The sequence below is a fragment of the Neisseria sp. HMSC067H09 genome (genome assembly GCF_001814135.1).
In the GTDB taxonomy this organism is placed as follows: Bacteria; Pseudomonadota; Gammaproteobacteria; order Burkholderiales; family Neisseriaceae; genus Neisseria.
Map to the genome: position 1 here is coordinate 1 of NZ_KV814860.1, position 21,606 is coordinate 21,606.

Here is a 21,606-nt window from a genome sequence, read left to right on the forward strand (position 1 = left end):
TTTGTCCTTTGCCGCCGTCAATCAATACGACATCGGGCCATTTGACGGCCTCGCCGTTGGCTTCGGCTTCCTGCATTTTGCCGTAGCGGCGGGTGAGGACTTCGCTCATGGCGGCGTAGTCGTCGCCGGGTTTGGCGGCAGTTTTCAAAACATCAGCCGGTTGCCCGAATATTTGAAAGCACACGGAAAGATTTTTGAGGCGCAAAGGGTATTCCGCCTTTTCAACCGCGACCGCAGCCCTGATAAACCTTATCTGGAAATTGTGTTTGACGAAAGCGGGAAAATTGTTTCGATTACCGTATATGAAAATGTTTCCAATCCGGCAAGCGGAATTCATTTGATGTAATGGGTTTGGAGCACAAACGGAGAGGGTAGGAATCTAAATGCATCGGGCGTTCGTTGAACATTTGATGCGATAGCAGTTTGATTGGAAGTCTTCAATTCAATATCGAAAAGGTCGTCTGAAACCTGAATCGGGTTTCAGACGACCTTTTGTTGATGTGTTCGAGCTTAACCAAATGCTTAACGGCTGTCTTTCCATTGGTAATATTTCGAGCCGAGGAAGGAGCCGAGTTTGCGCAGGAAAGGTTGGGTAATGATGCTTGGGTGTTTGAGTTTTTCAAACGGTTTCAGACGACCATCGTCGCCCATAATGGCTTCGGCGATGGCAAGGCCTGCTATGCCGGTAATCGCCATGCCGTGTCCCGAGTAGCCTTGGGCATAGTAAACAGTAGGCGCGAGTCTGCCGAAGTGGGGGGCGAGGTTGGCGGTGATGTCGCATTCGCCGCCCCATGAATGTTCGATTTTGACATCGGCAAGCTGGGGGAAGACTTTGAGCATGTCTTGGCGGACAAGCTCGGTCATGCGGTCGGGATCGTCGATGAACTCGTTGTCTTTGCCACCAAAGAGCAGGCGGCCGTCGGAACTGAGGCGGTAGTAGTCGAGGACGTAGCGGTTGTCGCAGACGGCCATGTTGTTGCGGATGAGTTCTTTGGCGCGTTCGCCCAGCGGTTCGGTGGCGATGATGAAGGTGCTGACGGCGATGGCTTTTTTTTCCAATGGCTTGAATTTTTGATGCAAACCGGCGTAGGTGTTGACGGCATACACGAGGTTTTGGCATTCGATGCTGCCGTCCGGGGTATGGACGAGCCAGCCGCCTTGATGGGGTTCGATACGGGTCATCGGGGACTGTTCGAAAATCTGCGCGCCTGCTTCGGCAGCGGCGCGGGCCATGCCTAGGGTATAGTTGAGCGGATGGAGGTGGCCGGAATGAGGATCGAACTGTGCGCCCAAATACATATCGCTGGCAAGTTGTTGCTTGAGTGTGGCTTTATCCCAAAGTTCGTAATGGGTGGCGTTGTAATGTTTTTGGGCGTGTTCATGCCATTGTTGCAATTCTTCCCAATGCTGCGGGCGGATGGCGACGGTGGCGTAGCCACGCTGCCAGTCGCAGGAGATTTGATGTTTTTTAACCCGTTCGTCAACGAGTTCGACGGCTTGCAGGGATTGCTGCCAAAACCAGCGGGCTTGTTCCAAGCAGACTTGTTTTTCGATTTCTTCCATACCGCAGGCGTAATCGCTGATGACTTGCCCGCCGCTGCGCCCCGATGCGCCGAAGCCGACGCGTGCGGCTTCGAGTACGGTTACTTCGCGTCCGTTTTCGGCAAGGGGAAGGGCGGTGCAAAGTCCTGTCAATCCTCCGCCGATAACGCAGGTCTCGGTTTTCAGACGACCTTCAAGCTTGGGATAAGCGGCGTGGGGATTGATGGTGCTGAAATAATAGGAGGGAAGGTATTCTTTGAAATTGGGATGAATCATAGGGTAATGCTTTGTGTGGTTTCAGACGACCTTTGGAGGGTAGTTGAGGGTCGTCTGAAAAGTGGGTTAAACGGGTTGTGTGAAGAAAACAGGCTGACCTTGCATTGATGCGGTCAGCCTGTCTGATTGGGTCAATTTGTTTTTTCTGCGGCAAGCTTTTCCTGACGGTAGGCTTCGGCGGCTTCCCGATCGCGTTTGGTTGCTTGGCGCATCATCCAGTAATTGATGACGATGACCAGCGTACCGATGATGCCTATCAGGATGGTTGCCAACACATTCATCTGCGGGTCGAGACCCAGCTTGATTTTGGAGAAAATCACCTGCGGCAATGTGGAAGAACCGGGGCCGGACAGGAAAGAGGTAATCACCAAATCATCCAGCGACAGGGTAATGCCGAGCAGGAAACCTGAAGCGATGGCAGGGGCAATCAAGGGCAGGGTGATGACGAAAAAGATTTTCAGCGGACGCGCACCCAAGTCCATGGCGGCTTCTTCGAGCGATTGGTCGAGCTCCACCAGACGCGAACGGATAACGACGGTAATGTATGCCATACAAAGCGTCGTATGTCCGAGGAAAATGGTGAAGAAACCGCGGTCGAAGTAAAGCCTTTGGAGCAATTCGCCGCTGCCTTGCAGGAACATTTGCACCTGAATAATCAGGAGCAGCATGGACAAACCGGTAATCACGTCAGGCATAACCATAGGCGCGGAAATCATACCGGCAAACAAGGTGCTGCCGCGGAAGCGTTTGATGCGCGCCATCGCATAGCCTGCCAGCGTGCCCAAAACGACGGCTGCAAGCGAGGATGCGGCGGCAATGCGCAGCGACAGCCAAGCGGCTTCCAAGATGGTGTCGTTTTCCAGCAATGCGCCATACCACTTGGTTGAAAAGCCGCCCCAAACGGTAACCAGCTTGGATTCGTTGAACGAATAGATGACCAAAACGACCAGCGGAATATACAGAAACGCCAGCGACAGCATCAGCATCAGTTTCAGGAACCAGGATAATCGGGATTTCTGCATTATTTGGATCCTTCTTCTAATTCGCGGTTTTCATAATGCTGGAACAGTGCAATCGGCACGACCAGCAGTGCGACCATGACGACGGCGACGGCGGAAGCCAGCGGCCAGTTGTTTTGATCGAAGAACGCCTGCCACAAAACCTTACCGATCATCAGGTTTTCCGAACCGCCAACCAGCTCGGGAATCACAAATTCACCGACTGCGGGTACGAAAACCAGCATGGAGCCTGCGATGATGCCTGTTTTAGACAGGGGCAGGGTAATGGTGAAAAACGATTTAATCGGCCCTGCGCCCAAATCAGAAGCGGCTTCGAGCAAGCGGTTGTCGAGTTTCACCAGTTGCGTGTAAAGCGGCAGAATCATAAACGGCAGATAGGCATAAACCATGACCAAGTTCAACGAGAATGCGTTGTAGAACAGGTCTAAAGGCTCTTCGATAATCTGCATTTTGAGCAGGAAATTGTTGATGATGCCGTTGTGTCCCAGCAGGCCCATCCATGCATAGACGCGCAGCAGGAAGGAAGTCCAAAAGGGCAGCATGATGGCAAGCAGCAGACCGTTGCGCATGGCGGGATTGGCGCGCGAAATCGCATAGGCAGTCGGATAACCAATCAGCAGACAAATGATGGTCGTCGTCAGCGCAGTCTTAATCGAAGACCAGTAGGTCATCAGATAGATATTGCTGTTTTCGCTGTCGCCAAACGGATTCAGGGTATTCCAAAAATTTTGGAAGATATCGGCATAGTTTTGATAACTGATGGCGATGTTCAGACGACCTAAATCTTCATCGACGCTGGTCAGCGGCGTAAACGGCGGAATGGCGATTTCTTGTTCAGCAAAGCTGATTTTCAGCACGATGGCGAACGGAATCAGAAACAGCACCAAAAGCCAAATATACGGCACGGCAATGACCGCGCGCTGACCGGGGCGGCGGAACAGTTTGTTTTTCAGTTTTTTAAGGTTCATCTCATTCCCCTTAAATCAACGGAACAACGGAGTCGGTTGGTTTTCCGGCCAGCTGATATAGACGGTTTCGTCCCAAGTCGGCGGCGTGATGTTGCGGACATACCAATAAGGTGCGGGAACTTGGCTTTTGACGACGCGGCCGTTGGCGAGTTTGATGTGGTAAATGGCGAAGCTGCCCAAGTAGGCGATTTCTTCTACCGTGCCTTTTGCCCAGTTGAAGCTGCCCAAGTGGTCGGGTTTTTCTTTGTATAAATCAATGTCTTCGGGACGGATGCTGACCCAAATGTCTTGTTCGCTCGGGCCGCCTAGACCGTGGTCGATGCGGACGTGGTTTTCCAAGCCTTCGCATTCGATAACGGCATAATCGGCATGGTCGTCAATCACGACGCCGCCGAAAATATTGGTCTCGCCGATGAATTCGGCGGTAAAGCGGCTGTTGGGGTAGTCGTACACGTCGCTGGGCGTACCGACCTGTTGCAACTGACCGTCAGACATGATGGCGATGCGGGTCGCCATCGTCATCGCTTCTTCTTGGTCGTGCGTGACCATGATGCAGGTTACGCCGACTTGTTCCAGCGTATTGACCAATTCGAGCTGGGTTTGTTGGCGCAGTTTTTTGTCCAACGCGCCGAGAGGTTCGTCAAGCAGCAGGATTTTCGGACGTTTTGCCAAGCTGCGTGCCAAAGCGATACGCTGTTGCTGACCGCCGGATAATTGATGCGGTTTGCGCTTGGCGTATTTGGTCATCTGCACCAGACGCAGCATTTCTTCCACGCGCGCAGCGATTTCATCTTTGGGCATTTTGTCTTGTTTCAGACCGAAGGCAATGTTCTGCTCCACAGTCATGTGCGGGAACAGGGCATAGCTTTGAAACATCATATTGATGGGGCGCTCGTAGGGGGCAAGTTTGGTAATGTCTTGACCGTCCAGAATGATTTTGCCCTGATTAGGGCTTTCCATGCCCGCCAGCATACGCAGCAGCGTGGATTTGCCGCTGCCGGAGCTGCCCAAAAGGGCAAAGATTTCATGTTGATAAATATCCAAGTCGATGTTATCGACAGCGTAATTGTCACCAAACTTTTTCACCAAGCCTTGGATTTTAAGATAAGGTTTGGCTGAAGACGCAGTGGTTGCGGTCATAATGGCAATACTCCAATAAAAATGACGAGTACCGGCAAAACGGATTTTCGAAAGGGTGATAAAAAGCTGTTTGATTGCTGGCGGGAGTCGCAACGTCGCAACGTCGTCTGAAACTCTTGTGAAGCGCACGGGCAGCATGGATGGGAAACGGGTGGAAATCCAAGGATAAACCGCCTCCGCCGAACTCGCTATTATATTAGCCTATGGCACGCAGGGGCAATACGAAATTGCCCGAAGGGGCTGATTTCCCGCGGATTTGATTTAAACGGGACATTTTGAAACCTGTCAGATTGAATCTGCGGTCAATCCATACGGGTGAATAAGGAAAGGCAATCGCTTTTACAAGCGAAGTTGAGCGCGTTGTTTTTATGCAATTAATTTATATGAATATTATGCTTATATTTTAAATATTCATTCAAAATATAATAAAATATGAAATATTTACAATAGTTGCTTGATAGGCATTCGTTGTAAAAAGTGTAATAACAAGCAGATTTTCAAACAAATTTTTTCGTGAATGTTCACGCAAGGGGTAAAACATGAGTATCAAACAATGGCCTGAAGGCGAGCGGCCGCGCGAGAAATTGTTGGCGCATGGCGCAGGCGCGTTGAGCGATGCGGAGTTGCTGGCGATTTTGCTGCGGGTAGGTACGCGCGGGATGAGCGCGGTGGATTTGGCGCGTTATCTGCTGAACGAGTTTGGCAGCTTGGGCAAGCTGATGAGCGCCGACGCTAAAACGCTTTCCGCATACAAGGGCATGGGTTTGGCGAGTTTTACCCAGTTTGCCGTCGTCAAAGAAATCGGCAGGCGGATTTTGGGCGAGGATTTGCAGGAGAACATCACGCTTTCCAGTCCGAAAGTCGTTGCCGATTATCTGCGCCTGCATTTAGGGCATGAAAAAATAGAAGTCAGCACCGCGCTTTTGCTCAACCGCCAAAACAGGCTGATTGCCATGCGCGAACTCTCGCGCGGAACGGTGGCAGAAAATACCGTCTATATCAGGGAAATCGTCAAGCTCGCATTGGACGAATACGCCGACAGCCTGATTATCGCGCATAATCATCCCGGCGGTTCGGCTACGCCTTCGCAATCCGACATTGCATTCACAGGTCGTCTGAAACAGGCTTTGGCATTGGTTGATGTCTCGCTTTTGGATCATTTCATTGTTACGGCGAAAGAAGTCTGCTCGATGCGGGAGCGGGGGTATATGGAAGGTTAAAGTGATATTGCTGGGCGGGGTAAAAGTTGGGTTAAGGTCGTCTGAAAACAGGTTTCAGACGACCTCTTTACTGATTTTAGTGTGATAGATATTGATGATTAATGCCTTGAATACAATTGATATTATAAACAAACGGACATGAAGGATCGTCTGAAAATTCTTTTCTCTAACCCAGATGATCTTAAGCCCTTTCGCTGATGATGTCGGACATACCGACTTCGCGCGGATTGATGCGGGCTGTTTCTTCCTGCCCCAGTCCGACCAATTTGCGCAGCCGCGTCATATAGGCGTTGACATCCAATCCGCGTCCGTAGCGTTGCGCTTCCCATATGGTTTCTGCCAGCGCATCCATCATATCGTGTTCGGCGCGTACCCAATCGCCGCCATAGCGCACGCAGAGTTGTCCGTGTATGGCGCGGATGCCGGGTGGCTGGTCGATGGCTGCTTGTTCTTGCAGGGAGAGATGCAGCGACATATGCAGGAAGGGATTGGTTTCTCCTTCTTCGGGCGTCCAGGTTTTGTCCAGATAGTCTTCGATATTTTCGAGATAGCGGGAGTATTCGGGATGGGCTTCGATAATCCGCAGGGCTTTTTGTTGCAGGCCGTCCAGTTGCAGGGGGGTGAGGCGTTGTTGCCAGACATGGGCGAAAAATCGGCGGACATCGTGTGTGTTGACATCGTACATGGCGGGAATTTCAGAAATTCGGATAGGGCGATTATATAGTTATCTTTCCTGCTTTTACATTTGATTAACGGTTTATGCCTCAGGGCGTTTTAAAATGCAGCTTTGCTTCTTATCTTATGGAATAATGATGAACCCTTATTTGTCCGCTTTTGTATTATCTGTCCCGATGGTGGTTGCCGCGCCTTATGTGGCGGCTGAAACACACCCCGCACAGGCTCAGATGCAGCAGAATATAGATGCAGTTTTGAAAATTGCGCGCAACGGCTCTTTGAGCGAGGCGCAAAAGGTCAAGCAGATCGAGCAGTATGCAGACCGTTATCTGGATTACGAACGCATTTCCGCTTTGGCGGTCGGCGCGCCTTGGCGTGAATTCTCCGCCACTCAGAAAACGGAATTTATCCACGCTTTTAAAGACATGATTATAGCCATGTATTCGCATTCCGCCTTAATCGGCGCGGCGGATGCGCAGGTAAGGCTGTTGCCGAAAATGACGGTCAACGGCAATAAGTTTGACGTATTTTCTGAACTGCACACCAAAAAAGGGACGAAATACGAAGTAGCCTACCAGCTTTATAAGGTCGGCCCTGTCTATAAAATCTACAACATCCGCGTGGACGGAACGAGCCTGGTAACGGTTTACCGCAACCAGTTCGGCGAACTTATCAAGCAAAAAGGCATAGACGGCACCATTGCGACCGTCAAAGCCAAAGGGCTGAAAAAGCAATAAATCCAATGACAAAAGGTCGTCTGAAAGTTTCAGACGACCTTTTTCTATTTGTTTAAATTGTTATTTCAACATCAAAATCGCAGCCACCGCCACAGCCGCCACTGCCAATGCGGCAATCAGTTTGGCGGCGGAAGCAAATTTCAAGGTAACGGTTTGCCCCTCGATATACTTGTAGCCGCTGATCATCGGGCGGATCAAATCTTTTTTCTTCAAAAACTTATACGCCAAGACCGTAACGATGTGTAGTCCCGCCAATGCCGCCAGCAGGTTGAAGAAATTGACGTGGATTTTGCGCATCAGGCTGCCCGTGTCCGAGCTGACCAAATGGTTCAGATAGCCGCTGTCGGTAAACGTGTTTTCATCGGCGGCAAACAAGCCCGTCGTCGCTTGAAGTAAAACCGCCGCAATCAGCGCGATGACCATCAGCGCGCCCAAAGGGTTGTGTCCGGGCTGCTCATTTTCCGTCAGGCTGCCTTGCAGGTAGCGGCGGATGGATGACGGGCCGCGCACGAATTGCGAAAACCGAGCCGTATCGCTGCCCCACAAGCCCCAACACAGGCGGAAGACAATCAGCCCCGCCACCAGCAGCCCGCAGCGTAAGTGCCAAACCAGCATCCCGCCGCCAGCCTGCGCGCTGTACCACATAAATCCGACCGACAAGACCAAGAGCCAGTGAAACAGGCGCGTTGGCAAATCCCAGACTTTGACTTTTTGTTTCATTAAATATTCCTTGTTGTGCGGTTGTAGTGTTCCTATACGGGGCGGTAGAATCGTGAAAACAACAGTCGATATAGTGGATTAACTTTAAACCAGTACGGCGTTGCCTCGCCTTGCCGTACTATCTGTACTGTCTTCGGCTTCGTCGCCTTGTCCTGATTTAAATTTAATCCACTATAAAAGACATCTTCTTTTCGCCACGCATCCGCTATTTTATCCCAAACTCAGGCAGATTGATGATGAACCCGTCCTATACGCTCCCCGACGCGCCCGATTTTTTTCAGACGACCTCGCAATTTCCCGACGTATTCACCCCGCGCCAAGCGGAATCGCACAAAGGGACATACGGCACGCTCGCCGTCGTCGGCGGCGCATCGGGCATGAGCGGAGCCGTTGTTCTCGCTTCCACCGCCGCGATTTATCAAGGCAGCGGAAAAGTGTGGGCGGGCTTCAATCAAACCGCCTTGCCCTTCGCCGTCATCCCCGAACGCCCCGAAATCATGCTGGCGACTGCCGAAGACCTGCTGAAACGCAAGGACATCAGCGCATGGGCGGTCGGCTGCGGCATGGGTTTGGACGAAACTGCCGACTCAATCTTAAATATCGTGTTGACGCAAAATCAGGACGCACCGCTGCTGCTCGATGCCGACGCACTGACTTTGCTGGCAAGGTCGAATCCCGAAACCCGCGAAGCTGCACAAAAACGCAGCAATCTGGTTCTGACCCCGCATCCCGCCGAAGCCGCCCGCCTGCTCGGTATATCCACCCAAGCTGTTCAGCAAAATAGAATGTCCGCCGTCCAAACCATCAGCGCAACGTTCCAAGCCATAACCGTCCTAAAAGGACACCATACACTGGTCGCCACGCCCGACGGCACGGTCTATACCAACCCAAGCGGCAACGCCGGACTTGCCACCGCAGGCAGCGGCGACGTTTTAAGCGGCATCATCGGCAGCCTGCTCGCGCAAGGTATCCCGCCGTTCCAAGCTGCTTGCGCCGGCGTATGGCTGCACGGCGCAGCGGCGGATGTCATCAAACACTCGATAGGCGTAGAAACCGGTATGCTCGCAGGCGAAATCGCCCCTGCCGCCCGATGGTTGAGGAATCGGCTGATGACGGATAAAACAAAAAATTGAGAAGAAGGAGGTCGTCTGAAAACGGCTTTCAGACGACCTATGTATTGTTATTAGATAAAAAAGGGAAAAAATGAAACCGAATATTTTTGATATAGCCACTAAAGAACTGAGTCAGGATGCTTTTATTACTTGGCTATTGCTGTTTGCCGATGAGGGATGCAAACGAGAAGATGAGGTTTTAAATGAATGTGCGCGGGAATTTGTTACAGAATTAATCAAATCACACTATCCGAATTTTGATGAAAAAATTACTTCTGTGAAAGCAGGGAGACAAAGGGAAAATATTGATATATGGGCTGAAGTGAATGATAAATATTTTATTGTAATTGAAGACAAAACCAATACTAAGGAGCATTCCAATCAGTTAAGCCGGTATAGGGAAGCTGCGGAGAGAATGGCGGAAAGCAAAAGCGTTGTCTGCATTTATATAAAAACCGGTAATGAAAACAAAGCAAGCCTGACAAGAGTGGAAAATAAAGGGTTCAAGGTTTTTGACAGGAAAAACCTTATTCGTATTCTCGAAAAATATACGGATCTTATAAAGAATAATATCTTTATAGATTTTCTCGAGCGGATTAAAAGGCTGGAGGAGAAAAATAATCAATTTGGAGAGATAGCCATTACGGAATGGCAGAGTAGTGATTGGCAGGGATTTTTTCAATTTTTAGAAAATGAATTACCAGCGGCAGATATGTGGTGGGATTATGCAAATAACCCCAGTGGCGGTTTTTGGTGGTATGCCTTTTCTAAATTGCCGCTGACAGACAAAAATTTTATTTATATGCAGTTGGAGCAAAGTAAGGCAAGGCTTTGCTTTAAGGTCAGTATATCTGACGAGAGTGCTGAAAATGATAGAAGACAAATGCGAAAAAAACTTTTTGATTTGTTTATATCGGAAGCTCGCAAAGAAGGTTTCTTCGAGATTAAAAAACCGGAAAGGTTTGGGAAGGGGAAAACCATGACGTTTGCCGTGGTTGAACGAGAGGGCTGGTTTGGTAACGATAAATTGGATAGGGAGGGTGTTATTAAAAATATCTTGAAATATCAAAAATTTTTCACAGAGTTTCAGAAAAAAATCAAAGCCGATACGCAGTCACCAGAGCAGGCATAAATACCCTGTGTACATTTTAAAAAACAATACAGAAAGGATTTCAGACGACCTCCCCATCCGTTTGAAATCCTCTCTCGTCCCGATTAAACTGCCGACTTGCTCTTTTACCATCATCCTTATTTTGTCCATCACACACCATGTCCAAACCGCTCATCATCCATTGGCTTGCCATCTGCCTGATACCTTACCATCAAGCATCTTAGTTTTAAAAAAGTCGTCTGAAAGCGGCTTGGCAGGTTTGCTGAAACCGTTTTTCAGACGACCTAATCCTATATTTTTTAATTTTCATACAGCATCAAACCATGTCTTCCATCCGCTCTTTCAGTTCCACTTTACTGCTCGCGCTGCTGCCTTTGGGCTTCCTTATCGTGATGGTCGTCGCACCTTTGGTTGCGCTGGCTTTTTACGACGGGAGTGCATGGGGCGGGGTGTTGCGAGATGACTATATGCAGCACCTTATCTTATGGACGGTGTTTCAGGCTTTGGCAACCTGCGTGCTGGCGGGGATTTTGGGTGTGCCTGCGGCGTGGGTGTTGGCGCGTTTGGATTTTCGGGGACGCGCTTTGGTGTTGAGGCTGTTGATGCTGCCTTTCGTGATGCCGACTTTGGTGGCGGGTATGGGCGTGTTGGCTTTGTTCGGCACAAACGGTGCCGTTTGGGCGGGCTGGCAGGATACGCCGTATCTGTTGATTTACGGCAATGTGTTTTTCAACCTGCCGGTTTTGGTGCGCGCGGCGTATCAGGGATTTTTGCAGGTTCCCGAGGCGCGCCTGCAAACGGCGCAGGCTTTGGGGGCAGGGGCTTGGCAGCGGTTTTTAAGGGTGGAATGGCCGGTATTGCGCCCGTGGTTGGCGGGCGGTTTGTGTTTGGTTTTCCTGTATTGTTTTTCGGGGTTCGGACTGGCTTTGCTGTTGGGCGGCGACCGCTATGCGACGGTGGAAGTGGAGATTTACCGGCTGATTGCGTATGAATTGGATATGGCGCAGGCTTCCGTCTTGGTATGGCTGGTGTTGGGGATTACCGCAGCGGCGGGGTTGCTGTATGCGCGGTTGAGCCGTCGGACGGATGCGGATAAGGCACACGCCGCACCGCGCCCGCGCAAGCCCGAAACAGCGGCGGAACGGCTGATGGTCGCGGCGGTATTGTCGGTGTTGTGTGTGTGCTGCCTGATGCCCCTGCTTGCGGTTGTCCGGCAGGCTGTCCTTGCCGGAGGGTCTTGGCGGGTATTGCTCGAGGGCGAAACGCTGGCGGCGCTTTGGAACACCGTTCGTTTTTCGGCAGCAGCGGTCGCTGCCGCTGCGGTATTGGGCGTGTCGTATGCCTGCTTGGCAAGGCGCGCGGCGTGGGTGAGGGGGGCGGTATTTTTGCCGTTTATGGTGTCGCCGGTCTGTGTGGCGTTCGGCGTGCTGCTGCTGTATCCGCAATGGACGGCATCGCTGCCGCTTTTGATTGCCGCTTATGCGCTGTTGGCGTATCCGTTTGTTGCCAAAGATGTTTTGGCGGCGTGGGATGCGTTGCCGCAAGGCTATGGCGAGGCGGCGAGGACTATGGGGGCAAACCGTTTTCAGACGACCTTTTACATCACCGCCCCATTGCTGAAACCTGCTTTCAGGCGCGGGCTGACTTTGGCGGCGGCAACCTGCGTCGGCGAGTTTGCGGCAACGCTGTTTTTGGCGCGCCCTGAATGGCAAACGCTGACCACCCTGATTTACGCCTATCTAGGCAGGGCGGGGGCGGACAATTATTCGAGGGCGATGGTGTTGACGGCGGTACTGATGCTGTTTGCGACGATGGTGTTTTTGCTGTTGGACGGAAAGGACGAGGACTGAAGCGTGTTGAAGGTCGTCTGAAAAGGCGGTTTCATCTTGGTGAAACCGGTTTTCAGACGACCTTTTCGGTGTGGTTGCCTGTTTTGACCGTATATTCCAACGCTTTATAAGGTTTTAATGTGCTTGAAACATAACCGTTTTCAGGACGGCGGACGTAATCGAGATAATCCTGCATGGCAGGTGAGAAGCCTTCCACATCGTCCACGGCGATGACCGCGCGGTCGGCAAGATTAGGTTCAAGCAGCTTGAATACGGGGAATACCAAATCCGGCCAGCCGTCGAGTAAGACGAAATCGGGGCAGATGGCTAAGTCTTTTAAGGTTTCCAGCGCATCACCTTCGCGAAGCTCGATATAGTCTGCTAAACCGGCTTCTTGGAAATGTTTTCTCGCCGCTGCGGCTTTGTGCGGCAGATATTCGCAAGTGATGACGCGCCCTCCGTTGACTCTGGCGGCTGCGGCAAGATACAGCGTCGAAATGCCGTAGGAAGTCCCGAATTCGACGATGTTTTTTGCACCTGATGCCAAAGCCTGCATATATAAAAATTTGCCTTGTTGCGGTGCGATGGGGATGTATTTGTCTTCGTAAAAACTTTCGTTTTCACCCGTCCAATCCAGCCCTTTGCCCAAGAGCTTGAAAATCTTGGGCAGAAAATGAAAAAACATCTGTCTGTTTTGCTTTAAGGCTTGGGTGTAGAGCCGCAGCAAAACGGTTTCGACTTGAGGCGCTTGCAGAAAAGCGAACATTTGAGGTGTCAGCTTGGGCATGGGCTTTCTCCTGTTCAGTTCAAATCCTTTATATTTTCCATCTTGCCACAGCTTTGCTTTTCAGACGACCCCACTATCCAAACTCCGTTATAATGGCGGCTTTCCCATTATTTCATTCAAAAGACGGTCTTATCATGAAACACATCCACATTATCGGTATCGGCGGCACGTTTATGGGCGGGGTTGCCGCCATTGCCAAAGAAGCGGGGTTTAAAGTCAGCGGTTGCGACGCGAAGATGTATCCGCCGATGAGCACCCAGCTCGAAGCCTTGGGCATAGACGTACACGAAGGCTTCGATGCCGCGCAGTTGGACGAATTTAAAGCCGACGTTTACGTTATCGGCAATGTCGCCAAGCGCGGGATGGATGTGGTTGAAGCGATTTTGAACCGCGGCCTGCCTTATATTTCCGGTCCGCAATGGCTGTCGGAAAACGTGCTGCACCATCATTGGGTACTCGGCGTGGCGGGGACGCACGGCAAAACGACCACCGCTTCCATGCTCGCATGGGTTTTGGAATACGCCGGACTCGCGCCGGGCTTCCTCATCGGCGGCGTACCCGAAAACTTCAGCGTTTCCGCCCGCCTGCCGCAAACGCCGCGTCAAGACCTGAACAGCAAATCGCCGTTTTTCGTTATCGAAGCCGACGAATACGACACCGCCTTTTTCGACAAACGCTCCAAATTCGTGCATTACCGTCCACGTACCGCCGTGTTGAACAATCTGGAATTCGACCACGCCGACATCTTCGCCGACTTGGGCGCGATACAGACCCAGTTCCACCACCTTGTGCGCACCGTGCCGTCTGAAGGCCTCATCGTCTGCAACGGACAGCAGCAAAGTCTGCAAGACACTCTCGACAAAGGCTGCTGGACGCCGGTGGAAAAATTCGGCACCGAACACGGCTGGCAGGTCGGCGAAGTCAATACCGACGGCTCGTTCGACGTGTTGCTTGACGGCAAAAAAGCCGGATACGTCGCATGGGATTTGATGGGCGGACACAACCGCATGAACGCGCTCGCCGTCATCGCCGCCGCGCGCCATGCCGGAGTCGATATTCAGACCGCCTGCGAAGCCTTGAGCGCGTTTAAAAACGTCAAACGCCGCATGGAAATCAAAGGCACGGTGAACGGCATCACCGTTTACGACGACTTCGCCCACCACCCGACCGCCATCGAAACCACCATCGAAGGCCTGCGCCAGCGCGTCGGAAACGCCCGCATCCTCGCCGTCCTCGAGCCGCGTTCCAACACCATGAAACTCGGCACCATGAAAGCCGCACTGCCCGAAAGCCTCAAAGATGCCGACCAAGTGTTCTGCTACGCCGGCGGTGTGGACTGGGACGTCGCCGAAGCCCTCGCGCCTTTGGGCGGCAAGCTGCACGTCGGCAAAGACTTCGATGCCTTCGTCGCCGAAATCGTGAAAAATGCCGAATCAGGCGACCATATTTTGGTGATGAGCAACGGCGGTTTCGGCGGGATACACGGGAAGCTGCTGGAAGCGTTGAAATAAGGTCGGTTGAAAGTTTGGAATGATTGAGGTCGTCTGAAAACCGGAGTTTGGTTTTCAGACGACCTTTTTGTTGTGGGTTGGGGATGGATAGATTGGGTTGTCAACCCTGATATTTTCGGTGATTTGAAGGATTTATTGGGATATAATTTATCCCGCGCTTACTGAAAGTGTCGAAGTAAAAATAAGGTCTCTTGAATGTTGAAATAACTTGAAGAATATATATATATCATATATTTAATATCATAGGAGGATTTTATATGGAAAAATTTGGTGAAGACATTTTGTATCATGGAACAAACGTAAAATTTAAGAAATGGAAAGTAGGTCATCAAGCACATAACAAAGGATATAAAGCACATTCCGCTTTATTTTTTACAACAGACAAAGAATATGCTAAGGGTAAAGAAGAAAATAAAAATAAATATTTAGCTAGTTTTAAATATAAAAAAGAAGCATGTAAAAAAATATTAGATTTAAGAAATTGTTCTGATGATGTTTATGAAAAATTTAGGAACCATGTGATTGAAAAATACCCTGTGATTAATGAGTATTTTGGCTTGATATCCGATTCGTCTCAATGGAAAAAGTTCTGGCAAGAAGGAAAAACTTTTAAATTAGTTAGTCCATCTTCTGATCAGATTAAGTACCATCATTCAAATTTCCAGAGTACAAATAACCAATACTCTCGGAATTTTTTGCAGGGGAAAACTAGAGAATTAATAGAGTATTGGATTTTGGCTGCAAGAGATTTGGGATACAACATTCTTATTTGTAACGAATGGAATTCGTTTGGACTTAAAGAGCCTAAAACGTCTTTATGTATTGCTATTTTAGATTTAAATATTATCGAAGATGAGCCAGATTGGCTAAATTAAATAATAGTTTCCTAAACATCCGATATAAGTATCTGAAGTACATTGCTGTTCCAAATTAAAAAGGTCGTCTGAAACCATTTCAGACAACCTTTCTGCTTCCTAGCTATCCATATTTAACCGCAACCGCCGCATTTGCCGCAGCCGCTGCTGCAATCGCGTTTTTTCGGTTTGAATACGAATTTTCGCAAGAGGAAGAATATGCAAGTGAGCATAATCAAGCCGACGATAATATATTGAGTCATGACGATAGTATCCTTGAAGAAATTTGGTAAACCACAAATGCGGCAAAATAAGCCATCAGGAACAAATAGCCTGTAATCATAAGCATATTTTTCGTGGATTTGGTTTCGCGTTTAATTACGGTTAAAGTCGCGGCACACATCGGAGCATACACATACCAAGCCAAGAAGGCAAAGGCGGTTGGCAAACCCCAGTTGTTGTGTACGATCGGAATCAGCGCGTTTTGTACGGCGTCTTCAGACGACGCGCTGACGGCATAGACCGTACCCAGTGCGGCAACAACGACTTCACGCGCGGCAATGCCTGGAATCATGGCGATACACATTTCCCAAGTGAAGCCCAGCGGGGCGAACAATGGTTGGATAGCGTGGCCGAGCATACCCGCCAAGCTGTAGTCGATTGCCGCGCCTGTTGCACCTGCGGGCGGTTGCGGCCAGCTTACCAAGCCCCACAAAACTACGGCAAGGGCGAAGATAATCGTACCGGCGCGTTTGAGGAAGGCTTTTACCCTGTCCCACAGGCTGGTCATGATGTGTTTGAAGTTGGGCGTGCGGAAAGTCGGCAGCTCCATCAAGAGCGGGAATTGCTGCACGTTGCCTTTCATACGCGCCAAGCGTTTCATGATATACGCTGCCAAGGCGGCAGACAGGATGCCTGCGAGATAGAGGATGAACAGCGTCAGTCCTTGCAGGTTGAAAATCCCGCCTACGGTGCGATTAGGAATGACGGCGGCGATAATCAGCGCGTAAACGGGCAGCCGCGCGGAGCAGGTCAGCAGCGGGGCGACGGCGATGGTAACGAGGCGTTCGCGCGGGTCATTAATCGTACGCGCTGACATAACGGCGGGAACGGCACAGGCGAAACTCGACAGGAGCGGGATGAATGAGCGTCCGGACAGGCCGCTTTTCGCCATCACGTTATCCAGCAGGAAAGCCGCACGCGGCAGGTAGCCTGAGTCTTCCAAAAGCAGGATGAAGGCGAACAAAATCGTAATCTGCGGCACGAACACCAACACGCTGCCCATACCGGCAATGACGCCGTTGACGAGCAAGTCGCTGAGGATGCCCGGCTCCATGTTGGCGCCTATCCATTCGCCCAGCGCGGTAAAGCCGCCTTCGATGGCGTCCATAATCGGCGCCGCCCATGTGTAAACCGCTTGGAACACCATAAACAGGATGACCAGCAGCATAATTATGCCCCAGACGGGGTGCAGCACGATGTCGTCGAGTTTTTTGTGCCATGCGGGCAGCGTCATCTGGGTGCGTACCACTTGTGCCAAAATCGATTCGACTTCTTGATAAAGTTTGTCGCTATCCAGCGCCTCGAGCGTGCGTTCGGCAGAAGCGGGGTTGGCGGGGAAAGAGCGTTTGCGCGGCAGCTTCGCCACGGCTTCGCGTACCGCCTGTACGCCCGACGCGCTCACTGCGACTGTTTCCAAAACAGGTGCATCCAACAACTCGCTCAGTTTGGCGGCATCAATATTCAAACCCCTTCTGCGGGCAACGTCGCTCATGTTCAGCGACACCACCATAGGCAGTCCCAGCGTTTTCAGTTCCAAAATCATGCGCAGGGTCATACGCAGGTTGGTCGCGTCGGCAACGGCGATGATGGCGTCGGGCGGAATGCCCAGCTTGCCTACGGCGACATCTTTCGCCACCGCTTCGTCGGGGCTGGTCGTGCGTAAGCTGTATGTGCCCGGCAGGTCGATAATGCGGACGGCCGCATCGTCGAGGAAGGCACCCTCGCGCTTATCGACCGTTACGCCCGGATAATTGGCAACCTTGGCATGTGCGCCGGTCAAACCGTTGAATAAAACGGTTTTGCCGCAGTTTGGCGCGCCAATCAAGGCAAAATAGCTTAGTTCCATGAATTGAACTCTCCTTTTTTGATTGTTTGATAAGTTTGGAGTGGGATTTGGGGGAAAGGTTTTGAAATTGTGTTTTCAGACGACCTAGGTCGTCTGAAAAGGATGGGGCGGTCAGATTAAATCCGCCTATGCCGCATTTTCAAAATAGAAGCCTGCCTGCGTGTACGGCGGTCAGCCGTCAATCACATGGCACATAATTTTTCCCGCCTCTTCCTGCCGTAACGAGAATTGCGACTGGTTGCCCAAACGTACGGCAAACGGGCCGCGTCCGAATCCGCCGACGGCAATCACTTGCAACGGCATTCCACTTGAAAAGCCCAAGTCGGCAAGGCGGCGTGTAACCAGCGGGTCGAGTTCGCCGAAAGTCGAATTGGGGACGATGGAGTCGATGTGCGCGACTGCGCCTTTACTGAGTTTTGACAAAGGTATGGCAGACATAGTGTGTTTTACTTTCGTTGTCGATTGAAAAAAGAGACGGCAAGTAAAGACGAATCAGACACAGGGTAGCCAGAGGCATATCCCAACGCCCGTCCCCGCAAAAGAAGTAGTTTTGATTGTTTATCACTTTGTTTAATTTTGATAATAAATCTTGTTAACGTAAAAATCAAATACAAAGCGACCAAGTTCCTTATTTTCAGACGACATATTGCGACAAATCAAAGAAAGCGAATGATTCGTTGTGAAAGTCAGGAAGGGCTATTGATAAGGTTTTCGTTTGGATGTTTTATGAAGGACTGAAGAGCAAAGGAGCGAATGATGAAAATCTACACCGCCGCAGAAATGCGCGAACACGAACAAATGGCAGTCGATAAAGGCACGACTTTCGAGCAACTGATGGAAAACGCGGGACAAGCCGCCGCGACTGATTTGCTGCGCCGCTTCCCCAAAGCAGGGCGCGCGTTAATCGTTTGCGGCAAGGGCAATAATGGCGGCGACGGTTTGGTTATCGCGCGCGTGTTGTCGGGGCATGATTGGCAGGTAGATGTCGCTTTCGTCTTGGGAGACAAACTGTCGTCGCTGGCGCAGTTGAATCAAGAGCGTTTGAATCATTTAGACGGTGTCAGCTTTATCCGCACCAATGAACTGGAAGGTCGTACCACAGGCAGGCTTCGCACTCTGAAAACAGGTTACGACCTCGTTATCGAAGGCATTTTCGGAACAGGCTTCAGCGGCGCATTGCCCGAAACAGCCGCCGCCGTCTGCCGCCTGCTGAACCAAGCCGACGGTTTCAAAATCGCGCTGGACATCCCGACCGGACTGAACTGCGACACCGGCGAAGCAGACAAAGACACCTTCCGCGCTGACCTGACCTACGCCTTCGCCGCCTACAAACCCGCGCATATGACTGATGCAGGCAAAGCATATTGCGGCGAAACCGTGTGTTTGGATATTGGGATAGAGTAGCCCTCTTCTGGGTTTAGATAAAAACGTCGTCTGAAAATATGGCTTTAGCAAAGTCTGCTCTGCCTGTTTTCAGACGACGTTGTTTTTGAGATTGGATATGGAATAAAGTCCTGCAATATGGAAGAAGCCGATACGATCGGAAAGTATATCGTGCAGAAAAACTTCCGAGTGCTTTAAATTCCCAATCGATATGAAATCATCGGGCATTGGCCGAATTTTGGGGTTTATAACCAAAATCGCTAAACCCGAAAGCAAACATTATTTCCGTCGTCTGAAACGTCGGTATAAAGTGTGCCTGTCAAATATTTGGAGAACAAAATGACTGTCCGCACAACCGCCCTTTTCGCCGCCGCCGTTTTAGCGGCATGCTCGCCGCAATCCGAACAAAACACCGCTTCACCGTCTTCTCCTGCGGCAGACGGCAAAGGTGTCAAACTGTTGAATGTTTCTTATGATGTGGCACGAGATTTTTATAAGGAATACAACCCTTTGTTTGTCAAAGAATATCAAAGCAAACACAAGGGCGCAGACATAGACATTCAACAGTCGCACGGCGGTTCCAGCAAGCAGGCATTGTCTGTTGCCAACGGCCTGGCGGCGGATGTCGTTACCATGAACCAGACTTCTGACATCGATTTGTTGGCTCAAAAAGGGCTGATTAAACCCGATTGGGCAAAACGTCTGCCGGACAATGCCGTTCCCTATACCAGCGTAACCGTTTTCCTTGTCCGCAAAGGCAATCCCAAACAAATCAAAGACTGGAACGACTTGGCGAAAGACGGTGTCAAAATCGTACTTGCCAACCCGAAAACTTCCGGCAATGGCCGCTATGCTTTCCTTGGCGCATACGCTTACGGTTTGAAAGCCAACAACGGCGATGAAGCCAAAGCGCAGGAATTTGCCGCTTCCGTCCTGAAAAACACGCCTGTGTTTGAAAACGGCGGACGTGCCGCCACGACAACATTCAGTCAGCGCAATATCGGCGACGTTTTGGTTACCTTTGAAAACGAGGCGAATCACGTCAGTAAAAAACTGACCCAAGATCAGTTTGAAATCGTTTATCCGAGCTATACCATTCTGTCTGAAACCCCTGTTGCCGTTGTGGACAGCGTTGCCGACAAGAAAGGTACGCAGGAAGCCGCTAAGGAATATTTGGAATATCTATGGAGCAAACCCGCGCAGGAGCTTGCCGCCAAACTCTACCTGCGTCCGCGCAATGCCGAAGTCTTCGCCGCACACAAAGCAGATTTCCCCGAAATCGAAACCTTCAGCCCCAACGAAAAATTCGGTACATGGGATGAAATCATGAAAAAATTCTTCGCTGACGGCGGTCTGGTCGATAAACTGTCGCCCAAAAGATAAGTTGGTACTTTGATAAGAAAAACGTCGTCTGAAAACCGGCTTGAGCAAAACCTGCCATGTCGGTTTTCAGACGACGTTGTGTTGAGATGTGATACAGTCGGGGGCGGTTACGCTTTTATCGGTATATGTTTCAACCGAAAATCTTATTTCTATGATTTAGAGGTGCGGTCATGCTTTCTTTTGTGTTGCCAACCAGCATACGGCCGATCCGATGCATACCATCGCCGCACCTTGCCAAAATTCCGTAGGAAGCGGTGCGTCGAGCAGGAAGGATGAAATCAGGGCGGAGAAAACGGGGATAAAATAAGATGCGCCTGCCAAAACGGTCATATTGCCGCGCGAGATGCCGATGTTCCACACTGCATAGCCCAAACCCATACAGGATGCGGCAGCAAGCGCATATAAGATTGATTCGGTATCGAAATTGAGGCTGCCGTAGCTGCCTGCAAAATATTTAGCCCACAGGACGCAGGAAACGAGGAAAAAGAAAAAGCCGACAGCATTGCCCTGTGCCTTAACCCGCGCGGTCAGTGTGCAATATGCCGCCCAAAACAGCGCGTCCAAGAGCGCCATGATATAGCCTGCGGGATTGGCGAGGACATTGCGGTAAATATGGGCTGGGGACAATCCGCCTTCCCCGCCCAAGACGATGGCAATGCCGATGAAGGATAGTGCAAAGCCTATGGCGATCCACCATTTTGCCGGCTGTTTGTTGAACCAGACCGCGCCGATGATGGTAAAAGTCGGCCATAAATAATTGACCATGCCGATTTCGACGGTTTGTCTGGCGTTGTCCGCATATCCGATGGAAAGGGACAGGCACAATTCGCAGCCGACAAAAAAGATACCTGCCCAAAAAAGGTAATTCCGGCTGAAGCGGCGCAAATCGGGTTTGCCGAAAATCAGCAGCAGCAATATCGTGGCAAGGCTGTACATGACCGCTGCGCCGCCTACCGCCCCCATGTGCAGGCTCAAGGTACGGATTAACCCGATGACGGAACTCCAAAAACAGACGGCGAAAAGGCCGATGAAGGTGGCCTGTTTCGGGGAGATGGGATAGGCGGTAAGACGGAACATGATGCGGTGTATTGGAAGTGCGGATGGAATGGCGAGAGACGGTAATGTTTTTGTTTGAATCTGCCTGTCTGCGTGTTCAAAAAGGCCGTCTGAAAACATCGCTTCATTGAATGATGCTTTCAGACGACCTTTGT

At 50.8% G+C, this 21,606-nt stretch carries 21 protein-coding genes and 2 pseudogenes; 10 read left to right on the forward strand and 13 right to left on the reverse strand.

Annotated elements, in window-relative coordinates; genetic code table 11:
• Positions 1 to 142, reverse strand: a pseudogene (locus HMPREF2954_RS11305) (hypothetical protein); the annotation flags it as partial.
• Between the two features lie 30 nt (positions 143 to 172).
• On the opposite strand from HMPREF2954_RS11305, the gene HMPREF2954_RS13200 reads away from it, so the two are divergent.
• Positions 173 to 346, forward strand: a complete 174-nt coding sequence (locus HMPREF2954_RS13200; protein WP_457818078.1) for an NMB0938 family lipoprotein — start codon at positions 173 to 175, stop codon at positions 344 to 346.
• 176 nt (positions 347 to 522) lie between these two features.
• Here HMPREF2954_RS13200 and HMPREF2954_RS01495 read toward each other — a convergent pair whose 3' ends face one another.
• The 4 genes from HMPREF2954_RS01495 to HMPREF2954_RS01510 form a co-directional block, all read right to left on the reverse strand.
• Positions 523 to 1,818, reverse strand: coding sequence for an NAD(P)/FAD-dependent oxidoreductase (locus HMPREF2954_RS01495; protein WP_045075502.1), 1,296 nt, complete (start codon positions 1,816 to 1,818; stop codon positions 523 to 525).
• Positions 1,819 to 1,949: 131 nt separating this feature from the next.
• Complete coding sequence (locus HMPREF2954_RS01500; RefSeq protein ID WP_045075500.1) at positions 1,950 to 2,840, reverse strand: ABC transporter permease subunit; 891 nt, start codon at positions 2,838 to 2,840, stop codon at positions 1,950 to 1,952.
• Positions 2,840 to 3,805: an ABC transporter permease subunit gene (locus HMPREF2954_RS01505; RefSeq protein ID WP_003766008.1), complete on the reverse strand. Its 966-nt coding sequence runs from the start codon at positions 3,803 to 3,805 to the stop codon at positions 2,840 to 2,842. Before HMPREF2954_RS01505 ends, HMPREF2954_RS01500 begins: the two co-directional genes overlap by 1 nt.
• Positions 3,806 to 3,820: 15 nt before the next feature.
• The gene (locus HMPREF2954_RS01510; protein WP_009312960.1) at positions 3,821 to 4,945 is read right to left on the reverse strand and encodes an ABC transporter ATP-binding protein; all 1,125 of its coding nucleotides are present in this window, start codon (positions 4,943 to 4,945) and stop codon (positions 3,821 to 3,823) included.
• Positions 4,946 to 5,484: 539 nt separating this feature from the next.
• Here HMPREF2954_RS01510 and radC point away from each other — a divergent pair.
• Positions 5,485 to 6,165, forward strand: a complete 681-nt coding sequence (radC, locus tag HMPREF2954_RS01515; protein ID WP_045075497.1) for a RadC family protein — start codon at positions 5,485 to 5,487, stop codon at positions 6,163 to 6,165.
• A gap of 181 nt (positions 6,166 to 6,346) precedes the next feature.
• On the opposite strand, the gene HMPREF2954_RS01520 is transcribed toward radC, so the two are convergent.
• Positions 6,347 to 6,850 carry a DUF1841 family protein gene (locus HMPREF2954_RS01520; protein WP_045075495.1) on the reverse strand — a complete coding sequence of 168 codons (504 nt, stop codon included), beginning with the start codon at positions 6,848 to 6,850 and terminating at the stop codon, positions 6,347 to 6,349.
• A gap of 127 nt (positions 6,851 to 6,977) precedes the next feature.
• Here HMPREF2954_RS01520 and HMPREF2954_RS01525 point away from each other — a divergent pair, with 127 nt between their 5' ends.
• Positions 6,978 to 7,577, forward strand: coding sequence for an MlaC/ttg2D family ABC transporter substrate-binding protein (locus HMPREF2954_RS01525; protein ID WP_045075492.1), 600 nt, complete (start codon positions 6,978 to 6,980; stop codon positions 7,575 to 7,577).
• A gap of 60 nt (positions 7,578 to 7,637) precedes the next feature.
• Here HMPREF2954_RS01525 and HMPREF2954_RS01530 read toward each other — a convergent pair whose 3' ends face one another.
• Both HMPREF2954_RS01530 and HMPREF2954_RS12800 read right to left on the reverse strand, forming a co-directional pair.
• Positions 7,638 to 8,297, reverse strand: a complete 660-nt coding sequence (locus HMPREF2954_RS01530) for a cytochrome b/b6 domain-containing protein (protein WP_009311383.1) — start codon at positions 8,295 to 8,297, stop codon at positions 7,638 to 7,640.
• A 68-nt stretch (positions 8,298 to 8,365) separates the two neighbouring features.
• Positions 8,366 to 8,473: pseudogene (locus HMPREF2954_RS12800) on the reverse strand (IS5/IS1182 family transposase); the annotation flags it as partial.
• Positions 8,474 to 8,530: 57 nt separating this feature from the next.
• Here HMPREF2954_RS12800 and HMPREF2954_RS01535 point away from each other — a divergent pair.
• The 3 genes from HMPREF2954_RS01535 to HMPREF2954_RS01545 all read left to right on the forward strand — a co-directional run bounded on the left by HMPREF2954_RS01535 (position 8,531) and on the right by HMPREF2954_RS01545 (position 12,370).
• On the forward strand, positions 8,531 to 9,430 hold the full coding sequence (locus HMPREF2954_RS01535; RefSeq protein ID WP_045075489.1) for an NAD(P)H-hydrate dehydratase: 900 nt from the start codon (positions 8,531 to 8,533) through the stop codon (positions 9,428 to 9,430).
• Positions 9,431 to 9,500: 70 nt separating this feature from the next.
• The gene (locus HMPREF2954_RS01540; protein WP_045075486.1) at positions 9,501 to 10,541 is read left to right on the forward strand and encodes a PD-(D/E)XK nuclease family protein; all 1,041 of its coding nucleotides are present in this window, start codon (positions 9,501 to 9,503) and stop codon (positions 10,539 to 10,541) included.
• Between the two features lie 302 nt (positions 10,542 to 10,843).
• Positions 10,844 to 12,370, forward strand: a complete 1,527-nt coding sequence (locus HMPREF2954_RS01545) for an ABC transporter permease (protein ID WP_045075483.1) — start codon at positions 10,844 to 10,846, stop codon at positions 12,368 to 12,370.
• A 52-nt stretch (positions 12,371 to 12,422) separates the two neighbouring features.
• On the opposite strand, the gene HMPREF2954_RS01550 is transcribed toward HMPREF2954_RS01545, so the two are convergent.
• On the reverse strand, positions 12,423 to 13,136 hold the full coding sequence (locus tag HMPREF2954_RS01550) for an O-methyltransferase (protein WP_045075480.1): 714 nt from the start codon (positions 13,134 to 13,136) through the stop codon (positions 12,423 to 12,425).
• A 134-nt stretch (positions 13,137 to 13,270) separates the two neighbouring features.
• On the opposite strand from HMPREF2954_RS01550, the gene mpl reads away from it, so the two are divergent.
• Positions 13,271 to 14,647 carry a UDP-N-acetylmuramate:L-alanyl-gamma-D-glutamyl-meso-diaminopimelate ligase gene (gene mpl, locus HMPREF2954_RS01555; protein ID WP_045075478.1) on the forward strand — a complete coding sequence of 459 codons (1,377 nt, stop codon included), beginning with the start codon at positions 13,271 to 13,273 and terminating at the stop codon, positions 14,645 to 14,647.
• 257 nt (positions 14,648 to 14,904) lie between these two features.
• On the forward strand, positions 14,905 to 15,522 hold the full coding sequence (locus HMPREF2954_RS01560) for a hypothetical protein (protein ID WP_045075475.1): 618 nt from the start codon (positions 14,905 to 14,907) through the stop codon (positions 15,520 to 15,522).
• Between the two features lie 113 nt (positions 15,523 to 15,635).
• Here the strand turns inward: HMPREF2954_RS01560 and HMPREF2954_RS11310 are convergent, their stop codons facing one another.
• The 3 genes from HMPREF2954_RS11310 to HMPREF2954_RS01570 form a co-directional block, all read right to left on the reverse strand.
• Entirely contained in the window at positions 15,636 to 15,764 is a 129-nt protein-coding gene (locus tag HMPREF2954_RS11310; RefSeq protein WP_003756918.1) for a FeoB-associated Cys-rich membrane protein, read from the reverse strand.
• Positions 15,761 to 17,629, reverse strand: coding sequence for a ferrous iron transporter B (gene feoB, locus HMPREF2954_RS01565; protein ID WP_070688970.1), 1,869 nt, complete (start codon positions 17,627 to 17,629; stop codon positions 15,761 to 15,763). The genes HMPREF2954_RS11310 and feoB overlap by 4 nt, the downstream gene beginning before the upstream one ends.
• A gap of 171 nt (positions 17,630 to 17,800) precedes the next feature.
• Positions 17,801 to 18,067: a FeoA family protein gene (locus HMPREF2954_RS01570; RefSeq protein WP_003742387.1), complete on the reverse strand. Its 267-nt coding sequence runs from the start codon at positions 18,065 to 18,067 to the stop codon at positions 17,801 to 17,803.
• Between the two features lie 318 nt (positions 18,068 to 18,385).
• On the opposite strand from HMPREF2954_RS01570, the gene HMPREF2954_RS01575 reads away from it, so the two are divergent.
• Together HMPREF2954_RS01575 and HMPREF2954_RS01580 are read left to right on the forward strand one after the other, a co-directional pair.
• A complete protein-coding gene (locus HMPREF2954_RS01575) occupies positions 18,386 to 19,033 on the forward strand; it encodes an NAD(P)H-hydrate epimerase (protein ID WP_082054561.1) in 648 nt (215 codons plus the stop codon).
• A 318-nt stretch (positions 19,034 to 19,351) separates the two neighbouring features.
• A complete protein-coding gene (locus tag HMPREF2954_RS01580; protein WP_039406965.1) occupies positions 19,352 to 20,395 on the forward strand; it encodes a sulfate ABC transporter substrate-binding protein in 1,044 nt (347 codons plus the stop codon).
• A gap of 168 nt (positions 20,396 to 20,563) precedes the next feature.
• On the opposite strand, the gene yddG is transcribed toward HMPREF2954_RS01580, so the two are convergent.
• Positions 20,564 to 21,472, reverse strand: coding sequence for an aromatic amino acid DMT transporter YddG (gene yddG, locus HMPREF2954_RS01585; protein WP_141755614.1), 909 nt, complete (start codon positions 21,470 to 21,472; stop codon positions 20,564 to 20,566).
• Positions 21,473 to 21,606: the final 134 nt, after the last annotated feature.

Coding starts and splice junctions, on each gene's coding strand:
- HMPREF2954_RS01525 (WP_045075492.1), top strand. CDS start 6,978: ATGAACCCTTATTTGTCCGCTTTTGTATTATCTGTCCCGATGGTGGTT.
- HMPREF2954_RS01545 (WP_045075483.1), top strand. CDS start 10,844: ATGTCTTCCATCCGCTCTTTCAGTTCCACTTTACTGCTCGCGCTGCTG.
- yddG (WP_141755614.1), bottom strand. CDS start 21,472: ATGTTCCGTCTTACCGCCTATCCCATCTCCCCGAAACAGGCCACCTTC.
- HMPREF2954_RS01495 (WP_045075502.1), bottom strand. CDS start 1,818: ATGATTCATCCCAATTTCAAAGAATACCTTCCCTCCTATTATTTCAGC.
- HMPREF2954_RS01520 (WP_045075495.1), bottom strand. CDS start 6,850: ATGTACGATGTCAACACACACGATGTCCGCCGATTTTTCGCCCATGTC.
- feoB (WP_070688970.1), bottom strand. CDS start 17,629: ATGGAACTAAGCTATTTTGCCTTGATTGGCGCGCCAAACTGCGGCAAA.
- HMPREF2954_RS01530 (WP_009311383.1), bottom strand. CDS start 8,297: ATGAAACAAAAAGTCAAAGTCTGGGATTTGCCAACGCGCCTGTTTCAC.
- HMPREF2954_RS01535 (WP_045075489.1), top strand. CDS start 8,531: ATGATGAACCCGTCCTATACGCTCCCCGACGCGCCCGATTTTTTTCAG.
- HMPREF2954_RS01575 (WP_082054561.1), top strand. CDS start 18,386: ATGAAAATCTACACCGCCGCAGAAATGCGCGAACACGAACAAATGGCA.
- HMPREF2954_RS01510 (WP_009312960.1), bottom strand. CDS start 4,945: ATGACCGCAACCACTGCGTCTTCAGCCAAACCTTATCTTAAAATCCAA.
- radC (WP_045075497.1), top strand. CDS start 5,485: ATGAGTATCAAACAATGGCCTGAAGGCGAGCGGCCGCGCGAGAAATTG.
- HMPREF2954_RS01500 (WP_045075500.1), bottom strand. CDS start 2,840: ATGCAGAAATCCCGATTATCCTGGTTCCTGAAACTGATGCTGATGCTG.
- HMPREF2954_RS01550 (WP_045075480.1), bottom strand. CDS start 13,136: ATGCCCAAGCTGACACCTCAAATGTTCGCTTTTCTGCAAGCGCCTCAA.
- HMPREF2954_RS01505 (WP_003766008.1), bottom strand. CDS start 3,805: ATGAACCTTAAAAAACTGAAAAACAAACTGTTCCGCCGCCCCGGTCAG.
- mpl (WP_045075478.1), top strand. CDS start 13,271: ATGAAACACATCCACATTATCGGTATCGGCGGCACGTTTATGGGCGGG.
- HMPREF2954_RS11310 (WP_003756918.1), bottom strand. CDS start 15,764: ATGACTCAATATATTATCGTCGGCTTGATTATGCTCACTTGCATATTC.
- HMPREF2954_RS01580 (WP_039406965.1), top strand. CDS start 19,352: ATGACTGTCCGCACAACCGCCCTTTTCGCCGCCGCCGTTTTAGCGGCA.
- HMPREF2954_RS01570 (WP_003742387.1), bottom strand. CDS start 18,067: ATGTCTGCCATACCTTTGTCAAAACTCAGTAAAGGCGCAGTCGCGCAC.
- HMPREF2954_RS01540 (WP_045075486.1), top strand. CDS start 9,501: ATGAAACCGAATATTTTTGATATAGCCACTAAAGAACTGAGTCAGGAT.
- HMPREF2954_RS01560 (WP_045075475.1), top strand. CDS start 14,905: ATGGAAAAATTTGGTGAAGACATTTTGTATCATGGAACAAACGTAAAA.